At 59.3% G+C, this 19455-nt stretch carries 23 protein-coding genes and 1 tRNA gene; 14 read left to right on the top strand and 10 right to left on the bottom strand.

All coding sequences use genetic code 11. The features are described from left to right. Positions 1 to 115 precede the first annotated feature (115 nt). The 4 genes from AC13F2_RS10605 to AC13F2_RS10590 are packed head-to-tail and all read left to right on the top strand — an operon-like array spanning position 116 to position 2183. Entirely contained in the window at positions 116 to 700 is a 585-nt protein-coding gene (locus AC13F2_RS10605; protein ID WP_482964595.1) for a regulatory protein RecX, read from the top strand. Beyond that, positions 667 to 1200: a DUF192 domain-containing protein gene (locus tag AC13F2_RS10600; protein ID WP_482964594.1), complete on the top strand. Its 534-nt coding sequence runs from the start codon at positions 667 to 669 to the stop codon at positions 1198 to 1200. Before AC13F2_RS10605 ends, AC13F2_RS10600 begins: the two co-directional genes overlap by 34 nt. Before the next feature lie 48 nt (positions 1201 to 1248). Continuing rightward, positions 1249 to 1647, top strand: a complete 399-nt coding sequence (locus AC13F2_RS10595; protein WP_103024491.1) for an NADH:ubiquinone oxidoreductase subunit NDUFA12 — start codon at positions 1249 to 1251, stop codon at positions 1645 to 1647. Positions 1648 to 1649: 2 nt separating this feature from the next. Continuing rightward, complete coding sequence (locus tag AC13F2_RS10590; RefSeq protein ID WP_103024590.1) at positions 1650 to 2183, top strand: DUF2155 domain-containing protein; 534 nt, start codon at positions 1650 to 1652, stop codon at positions 2181 to 2183. On the opposite strand, the gene aat is transcribed toward AC13F2_RS10590, so the two are convergent. Next, the gene (gene aat / locus AC13F2_RS10585; RefSeq protein ID WP_482964593.1) at positions 2087 to 2770 is read right to left on the bottom strand and encodes a leucyl/phenylalanyl-tRNA--protein transferase; all 684 of its coding nucleotides are present in this window, start codon (positions 2768 to 2770) and stop codon (positions 2087 to 2089) included. The two genes, AC13F2_RS10590 and aat, sit on opposite strands and share 97 nt — an antisense overlap. Positions 2771 to 2855: 85 nt before the next feature. On the opposite strand from aat, the gene AC13F2_RS10580 reads away from it, so the two are divergent. Together AC13F2_RS10580 and AC13F2_RS10575 are read left to right on the top strand one after the other, a co-directional pair. Then, positions 2856 to 2931, top strand: a tRNA-Trp gene (locus AC13F2_RS10580). A gap of 55 nt (positions 2932 to 2986) precedes the next feature. After that, positions 2987 to 3862 carry an LOG family protein gene (locus tag AC13F2_RS10575; RefSeq protein WP_103024493.1) on the top strand — a complete coding sequence of 292 codons (876 nt, stop codon included), beginning with the start codon at positions 2987 to 2989 and terminating at the stop codon, positions 3860 to 3862. Here the strand turns inward: AC13F2_RS10575 and thiD are convergent. The 3 genes from thiD to glmM are packed head-to-tail and all read right to left on the bottom strand — an operon-like array spanning position 3859 to position 6265. Continuing rightward, positions 3859 to 4692, bottom strand: a complete 834-nt coding sequence (gene thiD, locus AC13F2_RS10570; RefSeq protein WP_482964592.1) for a bifunctional hydroxymethylpyrimidine kinase/phosphomethylpyrimidine kinase — start codon at positions 4690 to 4692, stop codon at positions 3859 to 3861. The genes AC13F2_RS10575 and thiD overlap by 4 nt on opposite strands. Next, entirely contained in the window at positions 4689 to 4928 is a 240-nt protein-coding gene (locus AC13F2_RS10565) for a DUF1272 domain-containing protein (RefSeq protein WP_482964591.1), read from the bottom strand. Before AC13F2_RS10565 ends, thiD begins: the two co-directional genes overlap by 4 nt. Further along, on the bottom strand, positions 4928 to 6265 hold the full coding sequence (glmM, locus tag AC13F2_RS10560; protein WP_482964590.1) for a phosphoglucosamine mutase: 1338 nt from the start codon (positions 6263 to 6265) through the stop codon (positions 4928 to 4930). Before glmM ends, AC13F2_RS10565 begins: the two co-directional genes overlap by 1 nt. Before the next feature lie 174 nt (positions 6266 to 6439). Here glmM and AC13F2_RS10555 point away from each other — a divergent pair, with 174 nt between their 5' ends. Further along, a complete protein-coding gene (locus AC13F2_RS10555; protein WP_482964589.1) occupies positions 6440 to 7051 on the top strand; it encodes a superoxide dismutase in 612 nt (203 codons plus the stop codon). A gap of 55 nt (positions 7052 to 7106) precedes the next feature. Here the strand turns inward: AC13F2_RS10555 and AC13F2_RS10550 are convergent, their stop codons facing one another. Genes AC13F2_RS10550 through AC13F2_RS10540 form a run of 3 tightly spaced genes read right to left on the bottom strand, consistent with a single transcriptional unit; the run spans position 7107 to position 9140 of the window. After that, complete coding sequence (locus AC13F2_RS10550; protein ID WP_196847670.1) at positions 7107 to 8285, bottom strand: AI-2E family transporter; 1179 nt, start codon at positions 8283 to 8285, stop codon at positions 7107 to 7109. 58 nt (positions 8286 to 8343) lie between these two features. Continuing rightward, a complete protein-coding gene (locus AC13F2_RS10545) occupies positions 8344 to 8949 on the bottom strand; it encodes a sigma-70 family RNA polymerase sigma factor (RefSeq protein WP_103024499.1) in 606 nt (201 codons plus the stop codon). Further along, positions 8949 to 9140 (bottom strand): NepR family anti-sigma factor, encoded by a 192-nt coding sequence (locus AC13F2_RS10540; protein ID WP_103024500.1) that lies wholly within the window; start codon positions 9138 to 9140, stop codon positions 8949 to 8951. Before AC13F2_RS10540 ends, AC13F2_RS10545 begins: the two co-directional genes overlap by 1 nt. Positions 9141 to 9402: 262 nt before the next feature. Here AC13F2_RS10540 and AC13F2_RS10535 point away from each other — a divergent pair, with 262 nt between their 5' ends. Beyond that, positions 9403 to 11013: a CHASE domain-containing protein gene (locus tag AC13F2_RS10535; protein WP_482964588.1), complete on the top strand. Its 1611-nt coding sequence runs from the start codon at positions 9403 to 9405 to the stop codon at positions 11011 to 11013. 64 nt (positions 11014 to 11077) lie between these two features. On the opposite strand, the gene AC13F2_RS10530 is transcribed toward AC13F2_RS10535, so the two are convergent. Further along, entirely contained in the window at positions 11078 to 11869 is a 792-nt protein-coding gene (locus tag AC13F2_RS10530; RefSeq protein WP_103024502.1) for a response regulator, read from the bottom strand. A gap of 239 nt (positions 11870 to 12108) precedes the next feature. Between AC13F2_RS10530 and AC13F2_RS10525 the strand changes: the two genes are divergently transcribed. Further along, a complete protein-coding gene (locus AC13F2_RS10525) occupies positions 12109 to 12762 on the top strand; it encodes a Crp/Fnr family transcriptional regulator (RefSeq protein ID WP_482964587.1) in 654 nt (217 codons plus the stop codon). A gap of 264 nt (positions 12763 to 13026) precedes the next feature. Beyond that, positions 13027 to 13698 (top strand): glutathione S-transferase family protein, encoded by a 672-nt coding sequence (locus AC13F2_RS10520; protein ID WP_397489793.1) that lies wholly within the window; start codon positions 13027 to 13029, stop codon positions 13696 to 13698. 44 nt (positions 13699 to 13742) lie between these two features. On the opposite strand, the gene mutM is transcribed toward AC13F2_RS10520, so the two are convergent. Next, a complete protein-coding gene (gene mutM, locus AC13F2_RS10515; RefSeq protein WP_482964586.1) occupies positions 13743 to 14558 on the bottom strand; it encodes a bifunctional DNA-formamidopyrimidine glycosylase/DNA-(apurinic or apyrimidinic site) lyase in 816 nt (271 codons plus the stop codon). A gap of 56 nt (positions 14559 to 14614) precedes the next feature. Between mutM and AC13F2_RS10510 the strand changes: the two genes are divergently transcribed. The 4 genes from AC13F2_RS10510 to AC13F2_RS10495 are packed head-to-tail and all read left to right on the top strand — an operon-like array spanning position 14615 to position 19101. Further along, a complete protein-coding gene (locus AC13F2_RS10510; protein ID WP_375246989.1) occupies positions 14615 to 15346 on the top strand; it encodes a class I SAM-dependent methyltransferase in 732 nt (243 codons plus the stop codon). Between the two features lie 4 nt (positions 15347 to 15350). Then, a complete protein-coding gene (gene ubiB, locus AC13F2_RS10505; RefSeq protein ID WP_482964585.1) occupies positions 15351 to 16919 on the top strand; it encodes a 2-polyprenylphenol 6-hydroxylase in 1569 nt (522 codons plus the stop codon). Further along, entirely contained in the window at positions 16886 to 18019 is a 1134-nt protein-coding gene (locus tag AC13F2_RS10500) for a hypothetical protein (protein ID WP_482964584.1), read from the top strand. Before ubiB ends, AC13F2_RS10500 begins: the two co-directional genes overlap by 34 nt. Then, positions 18016 to 19101 carry a hypothetical protein gene (locus AC13F2_RS10495; RefSeq protein ID WP_482964583.1) on the top strand — a complete coding sequence of 362 codons (1086 nt, stop codon included), beginning with the start codon at positions 18016 to 18018 and terminating at the stop codon, positions 19099 to 19101. The genes AC13F2_RS10500 and AC13F2_RS10495 overlap by 4 nt, the downstream gene beginning before the upstream one ends. Here the strand turns inward: AC13F2_RS10495 and AC13F2_RS10490 are convergent. After that, positions 19064 to 19453, bottom strand: a complete 390-nt coding sequence (locus AC13F2_RS10490; RefSeq protein ID WP_103024509.1) for a hypothetical protein — start codon at positions 19451 to 19453, stop codon at positions 19064 to 19066. The genes AC13F2_RS10495 and AC13F2_RS10490 overlap by 38 nt on opposite strands. Positions 19454 to 19455 lie beyond the last annotated feature (2 nt).

The following is a 19455-nucleotide window of genomic DNA, read 5'->3' as shown; positions in this document are numbered from 1 at the left end:
CCGTGAATAGCTGGTGCCTTACGGCTTACCTCATTGCGCTGTTAATGCGCAAACCGGCGGCTGCGCACTCTCCCACGTTTCCCATTCTTAAAGGACTGTGGCAGGAATATGGCCGATGAATGATGAACGCGCAACATCTGGTCACACTCGCCGCCGCGCAAAACCGCTTGATCGCAATCGACTGGAAGAATTGGCGCTCGCCTATGTGGCGCGATTTGCGACGAGCGCGGGCAAGCTGCGGACCTACCTCAGGCGTAAATTGCACGAGCGCGGATTTGTCGATGGCGAAGAACCCGACATCGAAACGCTGATTTCCAGCTTCGTGGACAAGGGCTATGTCGACGACGAAGCCTATGGCCGCGCCAAGGCCAACGATCTGGTCGCCCGCGGCTATGGCGGGCGGCGTGTCGAACAGACCCTGCGGTCCGCCGGCATCGCGGAGGATCTTCGCGAAGCCCTGCAACCGGACGAAGCCCGCATGCGACAGGCGGTTGTGGTTCTCGCCCGCAAACGCCGGTTCGGGCCGTTCGGCCGATTGGGCGAAGCGGGCGCCGAAGACGCCCGCAAACTTCGTGAAAAGCAGCTTGCCGCAGTGGTCAGGGCGGGCCATGATTTCGACATGGCACGGCGCGTCATAGAAGCGTCCACGGTCGAGGAACTGGAAGAATGGGTCACGGAAGCTTCGGACGAACTCGGCTGAGGGGATCGGGCTGCGCTCTCGCCATGCTGGCCGCGCTGGGCGCCTGCTCGCCCCAGACCCAGGCCGAAGCCTCGGCGGACAAGGGGCCGACTGCCGCTGGCACCGCGGCGGCTGCCAATCATCCGATATCCGGTTTGCGGGTGGTGCCGCTGACCGTGACGAGTGGGGACGAACGAATCGGCTTCAAGGTCGAAGTCGCCGATACGCCCGAATCTCAGGCGCGGGGACTGATGTTTCGCACCGAACTCGGTGATTTCGAAGGCATGATCTTCCCCTATGGCGGGGTGACGGCGCAGAGCTTCTGGATGAAGAACACGCCGCTGCCGCTCGACATCATCTTCATCGGTCCGGATCGGCGGATTTCCAACATCGCCGCGATGGCAGAGCCTTATTCGCTCGAATCGGTCTATTCCGTCGGTCCGGTGCTCGGTGTGCTCGAATTGCGCGGCGGCCGGGCACAGGAACTTGGCATAGAGCCGGGCGATTTGGTGGAATGGTGATCATCGAATGGCTTGGCCACCGCGTGCGAATCCGCTAACCGCGCGACCATGAACTTCCTCGGCAAGATTTTCACCTGGTGGGACGGCGCCACGATCGGCACTCTCCTGTGGTCCTCACGCAATGGGGAGCATGTCGGCACAGATGTGCAGGGCAACCGCTATTATCGTTCGAAGAAGAAGACCGGTGACGGCCGGGAACGTCGCTGGGTCATTTACGAAGGCACCAATGACGCAAGCCGCGTTCCGAGTGAATGGCACGGCTGGCTCCATGGGGCGTTCGACGACATACCGGAAAGCAATCTTCCGCCTGCTCGTATCTGGGAAGCCGATTATACTCCGAATGCCACTGGCACGGTAGGCGCCTACCGCCCTGCCGGTGCGCTGGAAATGGGTGGCAAGCGGGCCAAGGCTACAGGCGACTACGAAGCCTGGTCGCCAGAGGCGTGACCATGCGCAGGGCATTCGCCCTTGTCGCTGCGACGGCGGCTCTTGCGGCCTGCGGGCAGGAAACTGCCGAACCCGAAGATGCCATCCGGACGACGATCCCGGAAAGCGTGCAGCAGGCGGAAACGCCTGTGCAGCCTGCCGACGAAGCGAATATCGGCACACCCATGGCGGAACGGGTCGCGACGCTCGGCCTCCTCAACAAACGCAACAATGTCAGCCAGGATCTCGAAATGCGTCCCGGCGAAGAACAGCGCATCGGCGACGTCATAGTCCGCCTTCAGGCGTGCGAGCGTACGGCTCCCTGGGAAATGCCGAAGGAAACGGGCGCATTCGTGCAACTGCTCGTCAGGCAACGCGGCACCGAAGACCAGTTCGCGAAAGTCTTTTCAGGCTGGCTGTTCAAGAATTCGCCCAGCCTGAATGTCGTGGAACACCCGATCTACGACGTCTGGGTCAAGGACTGTGCGATGGATTTCCCGGGCGAAGAAGAGGCTGCGAATCGCGCGACGGCGTCGGGTAGCGACGCTGCGGGATAGCCGTCTGCGGCGATCAGCATGTCCATATACCGCGATTGCGGTACGGCGACGGCCCCCATGGTGGCCAGATGATCGGTCATGAACTGGCAGTCGAGCAGGACAAAACCTGCCTGACGCATCGCCGCGACAAGCCATGCCAGAGCGACTTTGCTGGCATCGGCGGTGCGGCTGAACATGCTTTCGCCGCAAAATACCCGCTCGAAACTGACGCCGTAGAGCCCGCCGACCAGCTCTCCGTCCTGCCAGCATTCGATGGAATGGGCGTGTCCGGCTGCATGCAGCGCGCGGTAGCTCGCCTCGATCCTGTGGCTGATCCAGCTTTCGGCATGTTCCTCGCGCGGGGCGGCGCATTCGCCAATCACATCGGCGAAACGGGTGTCGCAAGTGACGTGAAAGCGATCTTGCCGCAGCACTTTCTTCAGGCTTTTCGAAAGACGAAACCCGTCTAGCGGAATGATCGCTCGCTCCCGCGGCTCCACCCAGTAGACTTCGGGATCGCTGCGGTGGTCGGCCATTGGGAAAACGCCGCCACGATAGGCGCGCAGCAGAAGTTCGATCGGAATTGGGGGCGAAACGGGAGCATGCATAGGCTGGAATAATAGCACTTCATCTCAACAAGCGATATGCGCCTTGCCAAGTGTCGGCGGCCATACTAATGCGCGCCCTTCCTGCAGGGGTGTAGCTCAGCTGGTAGAGCATCGGTCTCCAAAACCGAGGGCCACGGGTTCGAATCCTGTCACCCCTGCCATTTCCTTGTCCTTCAGCGCTTGTGCGCAGCTTGCCTGCGCCCTATCGCGCTGCCCATGACCGACAAGAAAAGCGAACGCGATCTGTCTGATCGCAAGTTCTATCCGGCCGACAAAGAAGCCGAATTCGAAAAAACGCAGCTGCAAACGCCGCAGACGGCCCATCCTGCCTATAAACTGGCATTTCAGGATACGGACTTTCTCCTGCGCGATGAATTGCGCCCGGTGCGATTTCAGCTCGAACTGCTGAAGCCGGAAATGCTGCTCGACGAAGCGGGCGTGGGCTCCACGCTGGTGATGTACGGCAGCGCGCGCATTCCTCCCGAAGATGCCTGCGAAGCGGCGCTCGAAGGGGCCAAGGACCTGCCAGAAGACGAACGGCGGGTCGTCGAAAACCTCGTCAAGAAGAGCAAGTATTACACCGAAGCGTACAAGCTGGCGCGGATCGCTTCCGAACGTTCGATCATCGAAAATGGGAAGCGCCAGTTCGTGGTGTGCTCTGGCGGCGGTCCGTCGATCATGGAAGCGGCCAACAAGGGCGCCAGCGATGCGGGTGCCGAAAGCGTCGGGCTCAACATAATCCTGCCGCACGAACAGGCGCCGAACCAGTATGTGACGCCGTATCTATCGCTGAACTTCCACTACTTTGCGCTGCGCAAGATGCATTTCCTCCTGCGCGCCAAGGCGGTTGCGGTCTTCCCGGGCGGCTTCGGCACGTTCGATGAATTTTTCGAACTTCTCACGCTTATCCAGACCGGCAAGATGAAGCCGATGCCGATCCTCCTGTTCGGCAAGGATTTCTGGACGCGCGTCATCGATTTCGAGGCGCTGGCCGACGAAGGAACGATATCCAGGAAGGATCTCGATCTGTTCCGCTGGTGCGAAGATGCCCAGGAAGCCTGGGATCACATCAGCGCCTTCTACGAACTCTAGCGAGGGATTTCTTCGGGCGGTTCCAACTTGCGGACCGCCTGATGTCCCATCGGGCCCGATCCCTCTCCGAAGCCGGGCGCATTCTCTATCGCGGCATAGGTGAAGGCGCGCGCAATGCGCACGGCGTTGACCAGCGGCTGGCGATATCCAAGCATGGTCGCCAGCGCCGAAGACAGCGTACACCCCGTCCCATGCGTATGCCGCGTCTGGATCCGCGCATGGGCGAAGCTGGCTAACTTGCCGGTGGGCGACACGATCCGGTCGACGACCTGCGTTTCGTCGCCCGCATGGCCGCCCTTCGCCAGCACTTGGACCCCGAAACGGCTGGCGAGCGCTGCTGCCGCATCGAACACCTCGTCATCGGCGATCGCATCCCGCCCGGCCAGCACGCCCAGTTCGGGCAGGTTGGGGGTGACGACAGTGGCGATGTCCATCAGCGCCGCGAAGCTGGCGATGGTGTCTTCATCGGCCAGGATCGACCCGCTGGTGGCGACCATGACCGGATCGAAAACGATAGGTCCTGCAAAGGTATCGAGCCGCTCAGCAAGCAAGGTTGCTGTCTCGGGCGAACCAAGCATACCGATCTTGATTGCATCAGCACCGATGTCGGACAGGCAGCTTTCCACCTGATCGAGAACGTACTGGGGCGAAAGCGCTTCCACGCCCACGACACCACAGGTGTTTTGCGCCGTTACAGCGGTGATGGCGGTCATGGCATAACCGCCCAGCATCGTGATCGTCTTGATGTCTGCCTGAATGCCGGCGCCGCCTGAGCTGTCCGAGCCGGCTATGGACAATATGCGGGGGGGAGGGGGAGCGTTCTCGCTCATCCGGCGCCTGTCGAAGTGCCCTGAGCGCGCAGGATGGTTGGGGGGAATTTATCGTGAAGCCTCTTGGGGCGTGTCGGTCGGTCCATGAGCTCACCCTTGCAATTGGGGCAGATGTCATCGAGTTCGTCAGCACATGTCGCGCAAAAGGTGCATTCTAAACTGCAGATGAAGGCTCCGGCGCCTTCGGCAGGCAGTCCAGTGCCGCACCGCTCGCATTCGGGTCGCATCTCAAGCATCAGGCGGCAGCCTTTACGGCTTCGCAAATCCGGTCGACTACCGCCTCGACCTGAGCTGCATCGTCACCTTCGGCCATGACACGGATGACCGGCTCGGTACCGGACGCACGAATGACAAGGCGGCCCTTGCCCGCCAGTTCGTTTTCGGCATCGGAGATCGTCTGTTTGACCACTGCATTCTCCAGAGGTGTGCTGCCAGAGTAGCGGACGTTCTTGAGAAGCTGTGGTACCGGATCGAAGACATGAAGCAATTCGCTGGCTGGTTTGCCCGTGCGCACCAAACTTGCCAGTACGCTGAGCGCGGCCATGGTCCCATCGCCAGTCGTGGCATGGTCGGTCAGGATCATATGTCCCGATTGCTCGCCGCCAAGGTTGAAACCTCCAGCACGCATGCGTTCAAGTACGTAACGATCGCCTACCTTGGTGCGCTCAAGCGCCAGGCCCATGCTTTGCAAATATCGTTCGAGACCAAGGTTCGACATGACGGTGGCGACGACACCGCCACCCCTTAGTGCGCCTTGATCGTGAAGGCGGGTAGCGATCAGACCCATGATCTGATCCCCATCAACGGTGTTGCCTTTCTCGTCGATAACTATCAGCCTGTCCGCGTCCCCATCCAGTGCGATGCCGATATCGGCACCTTCTTCGACAACGCGCTCACGCATGGCGTCGAGGGAGGTCGAGCCGACCCCATCGTTGATGTTGGTGCCATTGGGGGAAACGCCGATTGCGATCACGTTCGCGCCCAGTTCCCATATGGCACTAGGGGCTACTTCGTATGCTGCGCCGTGAGCGCAATCGACGACGACCTTGAGCCCATCGAAACGTATCTCCGAGGATATGGATTGCTTTACGGCATGAATATACCGCCCGCTTGCGTCGTCGATCCGGCGGGCACGACCGATGCGGTCAGGTTGAACCAGCAGCGGTTGCTGTTCCAACAGGAGTTCGATTGCGGCTTCAGCGTCGTCCGAAAGTTTGTATCCGTCCGGTCCGAACAACTTGATGCCATTATCCTCGAACGGATTGTGGCTGGCGGAAATCATCACGCCCAGGTCGGCGCGCATTTCGCGCGTCAGCAGTGCGATCGCAGGTGTGGGTAATGGTCCTGTCATGATGACGTCCATTCCCACGCTGGTGAAACCTGCGACCAGGGCGCTTTCCATCATGTAACCCGACAAGCGTGTGTCCTTGCCAATGACCACACGGTGGCGATGTTCGCCGCGCAGGAAATGGGTGCCGGCAGCCTGCCCGACGCGCATGACAGTAGCGGCCGTCATTGCTCCTTCGTTCGTGCGACCGCGAATGCCATCGGTACCGAAAAATTTGCGTGCCATCTATCCGCGATCCCCTTTTGCCGATTAACCCATGGCCCGATTGGAGCATGAATAAAAGACCGACCGTCCCCCTTTTCGCGCGTAATATCGTGGCTATGTGCAACCACGCGCGCGCCAATACGTTAGGGACGCGAGTACGAAATTCTTTCACACCAACCCAAGAGGGGAAAATCAATGGCTTTTGAGCTGATCGAACTGCCTTACGAAGACACCGCGCTGGAGCCTGCCGTATCGGCAAAGACCCTGTCGTTCCATCATGGTAAGCATCACAAGGCGTATATCGACAAGACCAACGCGGCGATCGAAGGCGGCGATCTGGCAGACAAGAGCCTAGAAGACGTCATTGCTGCCGCTCGTGGCAGCAATGCAGGCCTCTTCAACAACTCGGCACAAAGCTGGAACCACGGTTTCTACTGGCATTCGATGGCAGCCGAGGAAACCGGCGCTTCCGACGAGCTGAAGAGCATGATCGATGATGCCTTTGGGTCTGCCGACGGTTTGAAGGAAAAGCTTGCCGAGCGCGGAGCCGGACATTTCGCTAGTGGCTGGGTGTGGCTCGCCGTGAAGGGCGGCAAGCTGAGCATCGAAGAAACCCATGATGGCGATACGCTCGCAGATCAGGGTGAATTCAATCCGCTTCTTGTGATCGACCTGTGGGAACACGCATATTATCTGGATCATCAAAACGCGCGTCCAGCCTATCTTGATGCAGTCAACGGCAAGCTGAACTGGAAGTTCGCAAGTGAAAACCTTGCGCGCGGAACGACCTGGAAATATCCCGGCTGATCAAGGCTTCATGTGAAGTTTTTAAAGCCCGTCGCCAGAAATGGCGGCGGGTTTTCTATTCTGCGCCCTGTTCCGCGGTGTCTTCTTCGTCGAAAAGATTGGCAGTGAATAACGGTTCGCCAAAAATAAAGCCAACCAGATTGGGCCTGCCGATATGGTCAAATAACGCGGTCAGCATCAACAGGATCGGAACGGACAGCAGCGCCCCAAATACCCCCCATATCCACGTGAAGTAGGATAGCGCAATGAGGATCATGACCGGATTCATCGTGAAGCGAGCACCGAGTATGGAAGGAGTTACTAGATTTGCTTCAACGGTGTGTAGCGCAAGGTAAGCAAGAGCCGGCACAAGGCCCAGCAAAATTGTATCCGAAGTCCCGATCCCGAAAAGCCCCAGCAATGCAATCATCACAATGGGGCCGACATAGGGGAGGAAATTAAGCAGCGCCGCAAGACCGCCCCACATGATCGGCGCGTCTATGTCTAGGGCCCAGGCGCCCAAGGCTACTATGACACCGACCACAGCGTTGATCCAGCCGACCGTCAGAATGTACGCAGCGACGCGGTCCTGCACTTCGCGAATGACGCGCGCTGCCTTAATGCTGGTACCGAAACTCGCACGACCGAACAGTAGCCGCTGACGAAGGCGCACCCGTGCCTCAATCATGAAATATGCCATCAGGAGCGTCAGCACCACTTCGAGAACCACACTTGGGGTGGCGAACGCCACCTGCTCCAGCAGGCTGGGTGCCGCCAGTACCACTTCGCGCGTGCTGTCGGTGTTCATGAATGTCGCCAGCTGTTTATTCAGCGAGGCGACCCAGGCAAATTGCTCGCGAACTTCGCCGAAGCGGGCCATTACCTGCTGGGCCATGGCCGGAACATCGTCGAACAGCGCGATTGCCGGCTGCAGGATCGTTGCCAGTGCCAGCACCAGAATTGCGAAAAAGATGATGAGAGCGGCAAATGAGGCAAGGGCGTTGGGAAGGCCCCAGCCGTTGAGTTTGTCCGCCAGTGGCGACAGAATAACCGTAAGGACCAGCGCGGTTACCACCGGCAGAAAAACCACGGAGCCGATCGAAAGGACGAATGGCAAGGCAAAGAAAAGACCTAACCCGATCAGCAAGACGAGCGAGGAAATAAGGCGCAGTTCCTGCTCGGCAAAAGCACGACGACGCGACCGGCGTGGTATCGCCGGCGCATCGCCTTGCTGAGGTGACTCCGTCTCGTTCATAACAGACTATCTGCCTCGCGCTGCAAGATGTGACAAGCGGCCCGAAGGCAAAGATAATCTAGCTACGGCTGGAACCCTGCCCTGCGGCCACATCGTCCAATTCTTCGAGAATTGCGCGGTGGGCGGCATCATCCCCGATCGACCGCTTGGGAATGTTTCCATCCGCCAGCATCGCATTGAGTGCAGCGCGCGCTCGTCCCACACGGCTCTTGATCGTGCCGACCGCGCAGTCGCAGATAGTCGCTGCTTCTTCGTAGGAAAAACCGCCGGCGCCAACCAACAGCAGCGCTTCGCGCCGTTCCGGTGGAAGGGTAAGCAACGCCCTGTGCATATCCGACAAATGGATGGGTTCTTCCTGTCCGGCAGGCGCTGTCAGCACGCGCTCTGCAACGGTTTCGTCATACTCCCCGCGAAAACGGTTGCGGCGCATATCTGTCAGATAGGCGTTGCGCAGAATGACGAAGGTCCAGGCCCGCATGCTTGTACCGGGCTGAAAACGCTCCTGTGCGGCCCACGCCTTCAGCAGCGTCTCCTGCACCAGGTCGTCCGCCATGTCGGCGCGCCCGCAAAGACCGCGTGCAAACGCACGAAGGTGGGGCACGACGTCGGTCAGTTCACGCTTGAAATCGGCTTTTTCGGAGGCCGTCCGTTCTTCGGGCGGCATCAGCTATTGGAATCCAGCTTGTCGATCAGATCCTGAAAGCTGTCAGGCAGCGGCTCTTCGACTACCGAGTCGTAGAGCTGCTTGAGGCCGTTGGCCCAGTCAGGGTCTTTTTCTTTTCCGGACCCGCTGGAAGCGGCAGGTGAACCGCTGGCGGGTTGCCGCTGCGGATTTCTCGGCGTGTGTGATGTCATGGCTTAAAAGATATTGCCCTCTTAGAATTCCCGCCAGGGCCTCTGAACAGACGCAGCAGCGGAAAAATTCGATCCCGAACGTGCTTCGCACAACGCACATGACAGCACAGTGTTCCCACCCATTTCATTTCGGAACCAAATGGCGTGCGCAGCATACTATATCGCCGGGTAAATCGTCAGGGGCAGGAAGCTGGTCACGGAAGAACTCCAACGCAAGGGTCGCCGCAGGCGTTGGCTGATCGATTATCCGCGCGGTATCCCGGTGCTGATATTCGTTCTCGTGACGGCGATAACAGTCCTTAGCGTGTTCTCTATCGAACGCGGCGAGGTCGAACGCGATGCGGCAGACGTATCGCGCAAGGCGCAGGCCATGACGTCGGCGATCGAGCGCCGTGCCTATACGAGCTCTGCATACTTACGTGCGGGGGCGGCCTTGTTTTCCACCCAGGCTGACGTGACCCCAGCAGTATTCCGCCGGTTTGTTTCCGAACTCAGGCTCGATTCCAATTACCGGGGTGCGGAAGGCATTGGATGGGCGCCCGTAGTCGCGGCCAGTCAGTTGCGGTCTTTCGAAGGACGGCTGAACGCCGAGCGTATCAGCGACAAGATGGTCAGGCCGACCCTGCAAGAGCAGCCTCGCGAAATCCTCACCCCGATCCTCTATATGCAGCCCGATACGGCGCGTAATCGCAGGGCGTTGGGATACGACATGTATTCGCAACCCGTGCGCCGTACCGCGATGGATCTGGCAGCGGCCAATGATCGCCCCACGGCCAGTGGACCTGTCGTGCTGGTGCAGGAAGGCGGGGGCGATGCAGCCGGCTTTCTTATCTACATGCCGGTCTTCGAAGGTCTGAGCATGGCGCGTAACCTCAAGGGCTTCATTTTCAGCCCATTCAATGCATCGCAATTCCTGGGATCGGCCGCAAATCTTGTCAGCTACGAATCTGTCGGCGCCCGGTTGAGAGATGGTGAAGCCCAAGGTGAGCCGATACTTGCGCAGAGCGATGGGTGGATCGATGGCCGCTCCGCTGTGACGCGCGAAGTCAGCCTGGCCAACCGGCGCATGCTGCTCGAGGTGCAGTCCACACGCGTGGAAGGCCTTTCCTCGATGTCGATGATCACCTTGCTATTCGGTCTTGCCGTGGCGAGCCTGTTAATGCTGGTATCCCGCCTTCTGACACAGCAGACCCTGGAAGACCGCCGGGCGATCATCTGGTTCGAAGAGCAGAACTCCATTCGAAACTCGCTGACCCGCGAACTCAACCACAGGGTCAAGAACACACTCGCCAACGTCCTTTCGATTGTCTCTTTGACGAGGCGTCGTTCGGGAAGTCTGGATGAGTTCGCCGAAGGGCTCGATGGCCGTATCAGGGCTCTGTCGGCCACTCATGATCTTTTGACGCAATCGGAGTGGGGCACTACCCCGATCCGTTCTGTCGTCGATGTCGAACTTGCGCCCTATGCCCGCGACGAGGAACAGAAGCTGGAATTGGTCGGCCCGCACACCGAACTTGCTCCAAACGATGCTCTTTCTCTCGGGTTGGCGATTCACGAGTTGGCGACCAATGCGGCGAAATATGGGTCGCTTAGCGTACCGGGCGGCTGCGTGACCGTGCGCTGGAGCCAGATGAACGAAACGCTGGCCAAGATTGAATGGGTGGAAAGTGGCGGCCCTTCCGTGTCGAAACCCATGCGCCGCGGTTTTGGGACCGACCTTATCGAGAAGATCGTGGCGCACGAACTGAGGCATCCGGTTGAGCTTGATTTCGCTCCGGAAGGCGTACGCTGCACCTTGCTGGTGCCAGTTCGCAAGCCGAGCGAGTTCGAATTGCGGAAGAAGGGGCCCAGCGGTCGCGGCCGCGGTCACTAAAACAAGACATTAAAAAACCCGGGCCGAAGCCCGGGTTTCTCATTTCATATTGTTTCCGCTCGGATCAGCCGAGAGGGCGGCTCGATCCGAAGAACAGTGCCTGGCTGATGGCAGCCCGTACGGTCTGTTCCTGGAACGGCTTGGTCACGAGATACGTCGGTTCCGGACGGTCTCCGGTCAGGAGGCGTTCGGGATAGGCTGTGATGAAGATGACGGGGACGCTGCTGATCGCAAGGATATCGTCGACTGCGTCGAGGCCCGACGAGCCGTCTGCCAACTGAATGTCGGCAAGCACGAGACCTGGTGTCTTTTCCGCGACAACTTCCTGCGCCTGCGTACGCGTTGCGGCAGTGCCGCAGACTTCGTGGCCAAGTGAGGTCACGAGATCTTCCAATTGCATCGAGATCAGGGGCTCGTCTTCGATGATCAGAACGCTGGTCGCGGATTCCTTGTCGATCTCCGAGATGGCTTCCTGCGCCAGCTGCTCGATATCTTCGGGCGACATGTCCATGATTTCACCGGCCTGGTCGGACGAGAAATCTTCGAGTGTCGTCAGAAGCAATGCCTGGCGATTGAGCGGTGTGACCGACTTGAGCCGGTGCTGGGCCGCATCTTCGTGCCCGTCGCCACCAACGGTTTCAGGCACATCAAGGTAGGCGCTCGACCAGACCTTGTTGAATGCGCGATAGAGGGGCACGCGGCCACCTTCGAGCGATTGTTTGAGTTCACTGTCGGCCAATGCGGCTTCGAGCGTGGCACGGACGAACGCGTCTCCCGTGGCCTGTGAGCCGGTCAATGCGCGCGCATAGCGGCGCAGATACGGCAAGTTACGAGCAATCTGATCACCTAGTGACATTTAGACCCCTTCCTTAAGGTGCGCGCTTCTAACGTCCCGAAACCGCTTAGGTTCCGAGCTGCGGGCTCGCAACCCGCGGTTTGACAAGCGCGCTTTTCCCAGCGCATGCGCACGCCGAAATATCGTTAAACGGGGAAACGATTGTCTTGCACGAAGTAACCGATCCCATTCCGTGTGCTGCATGCCCATTGCAATCCTGGCCGGGGCTGCGGCCGCTGGACGAAACGCAGCTTTCCTACATGCAGGAATTCAAGGCCGGCGAGATTAGGCTCGATCGGGGCGACGTGCTGATCGACGAAGGGGCTTCTTACGATCGCCTGTACACGCTTCTGGAAGGGGTGCTGATCCGATCGCAATCGCTCGAGGACGGGCGGCGTCAAATACTGAACTTCATGTTTCCGGGGGATCTGATCGGTCTTCAGGGAGCGTTCAACGAGCCGTCGAGCCACACTATCGAAGCGCTGATCGACGCCCGTCTGTGTCGGTTCAAGCGTGGCGACTTCGCAGGTTTCGTTTCGAAGAATCCTGGTCTGGCATACGATATCACGTGGCTGGCCGCGAAGGAGGAGACCGCTCTTGAGGGGCATATTCTGTCGCTTGGGCAACGCAACGCACGCGAACGCGTCACTTACCTTGCGGTTTGGCTTATCGATCGAGCACAATCCACGTGCTTGGCAGATGAAAGCAATGTTCTCGCGTTGCCGATTACGCAGTCGCAAATTGCAGATATGCTTGGTCTATCTCTTGTCCATACCAACCGAACACTGCGCCAGTTGCAGCGCGAAGGGCTGGTGGAATGGAAGTCCCGAAAAATCCATGTGCCTGATCTTGCGAAGGCGGCTGATTTCGCACAGTTCGATCGCTCTCGTGAAAAGAGCAGGCCGTTCTTATGACTGGCATTTTCGGCAGCTAAAAAAATTCATTGCGGCCGGGAACTCTACTTGAGAAGGCGCGTATTCCCTATGTCACCGCCGAGACCCCCCCTCCCGTCCAAGCGGCTGGTGATACGATCCCGAAAGGCCCCCGTTGAAATCAACGGGGGCCTTTTTTTCTAATTCCAAGTCAATAATCGTGGTCCGTCGGAAATCTTAAAAGTTACCCGAGCATTCCTGCGCTAGTAGACGCGCCCCCTAAGCTTGTGCCAAGGCAAATAACCCATGTGGCAGCTATACCAATTTCCTCTTTGTCCCTTCAGCCGCAAACTGCGCTTGCTGATGGGCGAAAAGAACGTTGCATACGAACTGGTTCGGGAAAATCCATGGGAAGGGCGAGACGAATTCTGGCACCTCAACCCTGCCGGGCGCACACCTGTTCTGCATGATGCGGGGCGGGGTACCGCGCTATCGGATAGTCAGGCTATCTGTGAATATCTGGAAGAAACGGTAGATCGTAATCCGATGATCAACGGGTCGGCTCTGCAGCGTGCGGAAATTCGCAGGCTGGTCGCGCTGTTCGATGATAATTTTTTCGCCGATGTGACCGAACCTGCTCTTCACGAAAAGATGAAGAAACGCATAGTCTTGCGCCAGTCCCCAGATGCGCAGGTTTTGCGCCAGCTCGGCCGAATGCTGCACGGACATCTCGATTACATCGATTGGCTGGTCGACACGCGGCAGTGGCTTGCAGGACCTCAGCTAAGTCTGGCCGATCTCACATGCGCCGCGCATCTTTCGGTCGTCGAATATCTGGGCGCGATCGACTGGAAGGGACACGAGCAGACCCAAGGCTGGTATATGGTCGTGAAAAGCCGTCCCAGCTTCAGGCCGCTGCTAAGTGAAAAGATGGAAGGCATACCGCCGCCTCGCGAATACGCTTCGCTGGATTTATAGGGCGGAGGCGACTCGGTCGTCGGGGCTGACGCCGAGCAGAGCGGCTACTTTTGGCAGACCGGGCAGAACCACGTACTTCGCCCACCCTGTACGATACGCCGGATCGTGCCCCCATCTTCATGATGGCAGACTTGGCTCTCTCGTCCGTAAACATGAAAGCGCGTGGCAAAATAGCCAAGATTGCCATCGGGTTGCGCAAAATCGCGTAAGGTGGAGCCGCCGTCTCGGATTGAGCGTTCCAGCACATCCTTGATCGCCGGCACAAGACGGCGCAATTGCGGCATCGTGATCTTGCCCCCCGCTTTGCGGGGGTTGACCCCCGCCTGCCATAAAGCTTCACAAACATAGATATTTCCGAGTCCCGCGACGACACTCTGGTCGAGTAGAAGCAGCTTGATGGCCTGTTTGCGTCCGCGCGTGGCTTCCCGCAGATGCTCGGGTGTAAGCATTTCACCCAGCGGTTCAGGTCCGAGCGCGGCAAAAGGTGGCCACAGGTCGAGCTCTGGCGCTAGCAGGAGGTCAACCGAACCGAACCGGCGGGGGTCGTTGAGGGCAAACACATGATCGCGCGTCGCCAGAACGAGGTGGTCATGCTTGTCGGCTTCTTCGGGATCAATACGCCAGCGCCCGCTCATGCCGAGGTGAAAAACCAGCGTTTGGTCGCGATCGGTGTGGAGCAAGCCGTATTTGGCCCGCCGCGAGAGGCCAGAAATCGTCGCTCCTGTCATCGCCTGAACGAGTCCGGGAGGGAAGGGGCGGCGCATATCGGGCCGGTTCACCCGGACACTGACGATCTGTTCGCCATCTAGAAAGCGGGCGAGCCCACGCACTGTGGTTTCGACTTCAGGTAGCTCCGGCATGTCGTGCGCTCTAACACTCTTTGCCCGGCACACAATTACCCCTAAGGCACCCAGCCATGAATGATACCGTTTCCTTCGGCTACGAAGACATCGATGCGTCCGAAAAAACCGGCCGCGTAGGCGAAGTCTTTTCGAACGTCGCCTCAAAATACGACATCATGAACGATGCAATGTCAGGCGGCATGCACCGTTTATGGAAGAACCGCTTCGTTGCTCGGGTCAAGCCTCAGCATGGAGAAACAATACTCGACATGGCTGGGGGGACTGGTGACATCGCGTTCCGCATGGCGGACCGTGGCGCCAGCGTCACGGTGTCGGACATCAACCAGGATATGCTCGATGTCGGCCTTGAACGTGCCGTGGAGCGCGGGATCGACGGTCTGGTGTGGAGCCGCCAGAATGCCGAAGAGCTGAGCTTTTCCAATCGCATCTTCGATGCCTACACTATCGCGTTCGGTATCCGGAACGTGACGCATATCGAAAAGGCCCTGAGCGAGGCGCATCGTGTGCTGAAATTCGGCGGGCGGTTCTACTGTCTGGAATTTTCCAGCGTTGAATGGCCCGGCTTCAAAGAAGCCTATGATCTCTATTCGCACAAGCTGGTGCCACAGATCGGCAAGGCCATTGCAGGCGACGAGGATAGCTATCGTTATCTGATCGAATCGATCCGGCGCTTTCCGAACATGGCCGATTTCGAATGTATGATTCGCTCTGCAGGTTTCGAAAACACGCGCGTGGAACCGATCATGGGCGGCCTGGTCGCCATCCATTCGGGATGGAAAGTCTGACCTGGTGACGCGACCAGCAACGCATATCTGGCGGCTCTTCAAGTGGGGCATCACCCTTGCACGACACCGCGCGCTGGTAGGGATCGAACACGATCCCAACGCACCGGGTCCCGTGCGCCGCATGGCGAAGCTCGCCCGCTGGGTATCTTTCACAGGCACCAGTGGGGAGCGCGATTACGCGGGGGCTTTCCGGGACATCGGGCCTGCTGCTATCAAGCTGGGCCAGACCCTCGCCACGCGGCCAGATCTTGTTGGCGAAGAGCCGGCGCGCAATTTGCTGAAATTGCAGGACGATCTGCCGCCAGTTCCCTTCGAAAAGATCAGGGCAAGCATCGAAGCCAGTTTCGAGCAACCGCTTGAAGCTCTCTGGTCGGAATTCGATCCGGTGCCGATCGGCGCAGCCTCCATCGCCCAGGTCCACCGCGCAACAACCACCGACGGCAGGCAGGTTGCCGTAAAGGTCCTGCGGCCCGGCGTTCGCGAACGGTTCGCGCGTGACATAGATACCTATGAATGGGCGGCAGCTCATCTGGAGAGTTTCGGTGTGGAAGCTGCCCGCCTTCGCCCCAGACTCGTCATTGCCAACTTCAAGCGCTGGACCAATCGGGAACTCGATTTGCGGCGCGAAGCAGCCAGCGCTTCTGAACTCGCCGAGCATATGGTCGGGACCGAAGGATACGAAATTCCGGGTATCGACTGGGATCGTACCAATGGGCGTGTGATGACCGTCGACTGGATCGATGGCATTAAAATCAGCAATACCGAGGCGCTGAAGGCCGCGGGCCACGATACCGACGAAATAGCCAGCAGGCTTGTCCTCGCTTTCCTGAAGCAGGCCATTGCCGCCGGGTTCTTTCATGCCGACATGCACCAAGGGAATCTGTTCGTGAAAGCGGATGGGACCATCGCTGCCATTGATTTCGGCATCATGGGCCGGATCGATCGACGCGCGCGCATGTGGCTCGCGGAAATTCTCTATGGGCTGACCACGGGCAACTATCGCCGCGTTGCGGAGATTCACTTCGAGGCGCAGTATGTCCCAAGCTATCACAACGTGGACGAGTTCGCGACCGCGTTGAGGGCTGTTGGCGAGCCGATGCGCGGTAAACCGGTTAGTGAGCTTTCCGTTGGCCAGATGCTCGACGGGCTGTTCGCGATTACGCGCGATTTCGACATGCAGACGCAGCCACATCTTCTGCTCTTGCAAAAGACCATGGTCATGGTCGAAGGCATTGCCACGCAACTCAATCCCAAAATCAACATGTGGGATGTCAGCGCGCCATACGTTCGGAGTTGGATCCGCGATGAACTGGGTCCGGAAGCAGCCATTGCCGATCGCATCCGCGAAGACACCCAGACTTTGCTGGGCATCCCAGAACTCGTTCGCAGGATCGAGGATAGATTCCCGCCCAAGGGCGGCGCGCCGGAGCTACCGCCCCTCCCCGATGTCGAATTGATGTGGGAAAGACGGCGCCGCACCGAACCAGGTCGCGGCTGGATGGGCTATACGATAGCAGCGGTGGCAGGGGGGCTCGCAGTATGGGCAGCGATAATGCAGGGCTGGATCAACTAAAGGCGGCGCCGTGGGATCGCTTCGCCGGCTGGGACAGGTGGCCCGCACGTATACTGCTGTTGGTCGTGGCAGCGCTTCTTGTTCTTGCCGCTATCGCGCCTCTCAGCGCGAGTTTGGATGGAAAGCCATCGGAAGTTCCATCGCTCATCGGCGATGGGCCGCCGGACGGGCAGACTGAATCCGAGCGTGACGACGATCTTGCGTTCTACGATCATGTGATCGAGCGGGTCGGTCACGGCGAGAACTATTACGACTTCATCGTGGAAGAGCAACGGGCGCGCCATTACCCGGTGCGCCCCGGTCTCGCCGTGCGCCTGCCGACGCTCGCCTGGATCCATGCCTCGCTGGGCGAGCCTGCAATGATCGCCCTTGCGATCGCTCTGCTCTTCGCATGCATCTGGGCATGGTGGAAACGGTTGGGCGAGGAGCCTGGCGGTGCGCCCTTCCGCCTGCTCGGCACGGCGCTGATGGCAATGGGCGGTTCGCTCGGCCTCAATCGGTCTTTCTTCGTGCTGCATGAGCTTTGGGCGGGGATGCTGATCGCCTTGGCGTTCGGTCTTCATCGACCGGGGCGTTGGGGGGCGGCGCTCTTTGTCGCTGCGCTGGCGCTGGCATTGCGCGAACTGGTTTTGCCCTTCGTATTGTTGATGGCGGCGATGGCGGCGTGGCGCAAGGATTGGCGCGAAGCAACGGCTTGGATCATGCTGGTTGCTGTATTCGCAGCGATCATGGCTTGGCATCTGTCGTTGATAGCTGTGCAGGAGGTGCCTTCCGATCCAGTAGGGCCGAACTGGCTTGTCCTGCGCGGCCTTTCGGGATGGCTCGGGAATATCGTTCTGAGTTCAAACCTGCGTTTGCTTCCACATGAACTGGCCAGTCCTGTAGTCATACTGATGGCGTTGGGTTGGGCCGGATGGAGATCGTCCGCTGGCACGATGGGTACCTTTTTGTATCTGGGCTATGGTCTCGCATTCATGCTCGCGGGCCGGGCAAACAACTTCTACTGGGGCGCAGTCGTCGCACCGGCGATGTTCATCGGCCTGGCTTTCCTGCCTATGGCGCTACCCTCACTGGTCCGTGCGGCGCGAGGGAAGGCATGAATTTGCCCGACCGTCCCCTCGCGGCTTTACCACGCTGGGGCGCAGCAGCGCTTCTGATTGTGACGATGCTTGCGTGTGTTTGGAACGTGCGCGCGCTGGAAGCGCGCAATTCTGCGCATGAGGCAGATATAGAGCATAGGCTCGCACTTGGGGAGCGCGTCGATATGGACCTCTATCGCGCTATCGATGCTCGGGTCGCGGCGGGCGAGAATTATTACGAAGCGGCGGCTAAAGAACACCGTGAGTTCGGCATGCCGACCAGCCCTTTCGTTACGATAAGAACTCCTGTCCTGGCTTGGACAAGTGCGCTGTGGGGTAGCGACAAGTGGCGTGCAATCGCAGCATTTATGTGGGGTGCCAACGTTCTTGCCTGGTATGCGGCTTTGCGCGGGAGGGGGCGCATGGAAGCAGCTGTCGGCGCGGGGTTGGCAGCATTGTTCGGAATGGTCGCATTCATCCCGGACATCCCTTTCAGTCACGAACTCCTTGCTGGCCTGATGTTATCGCTCGCACTTGCCCTATCGGTGGGCCGTTTGTGGATCAGCGGTCTAATCCTGGCGGCATGCGCCATTGCGCTGCGCGAACTGGCGTTGCCGTTTCTCCTTGCGTGGGGCAGCGCTGCATTACTGGCAGGCGAACGCGTGAAAGTCTTCTCTATCTGCGGAACGCTGATGCTAATTGCCTTGGGATTTGCGTTTCATGCGTTCGCCGTTGCCGGTGTACGTGAACCCGGGGACCTTGTCTCTCCGGGGTGGAGCGGAATGGTCGGGCCGGCGCTCGCTTTGTACGGCATACATGTCACAACATTGCTGCAAACATTACCAGTCTGGCTGGCAGGTCCGCTCGGTGTGCTGCCGCTGCTGGGCTGGTTGGCCGTAGGCGGAAGGCTGGGAGTTTTCGCCAGCGCCTGGTTTGCCGGTTTCATCGCTGCCGTTGCCATCTTTGCGCGGCAGGAAAACTTTTACTGGATGGGACTTTTTGTCCCCGCATACGGGGTAGGCCTGGCCTTTGCGCCGCGTGCAGTGACCGATCTATTTCTTGCCATCAGGTCCGCGTCGCCGGCCACCCCCACGCACGCATAGCGATTATGATGACAATGCAGTGAAGCGCCTCGACGCTCATTGGGACCATCCAACCTTGGTAGGGTCCCTCAACGACCAGATTGATTATGCGCCCAATCAGAGCGATGCCGAACAGTCCGAGAGCAGGTAACAGGACATCGCCCCGCCGCTTCCAGCCACCCCATGCAAGTGACAGTGCCGTCACGTAGAAGAATGCGGTCATGTCGCCCCTGAGGGTGGATTCCCCGTGCATCGAGACGATGGCAAGGCCGAAATCGGCGCCAGAACTACCAGGGTCGATCAGAAACCCGGTACCAATCACCAGATCGAGTATTGCCAGTGCAAGCAGGATCGCGCTCAGGATGACATGCATGA

Source organism: Qipengyuania sp. L-5Y, from assembly GCF_056859455.1.
Note: the sequence above shows the minus strand (reverse complement) of the source record. Positions and strands in the feature narration are given on the sequence as shown.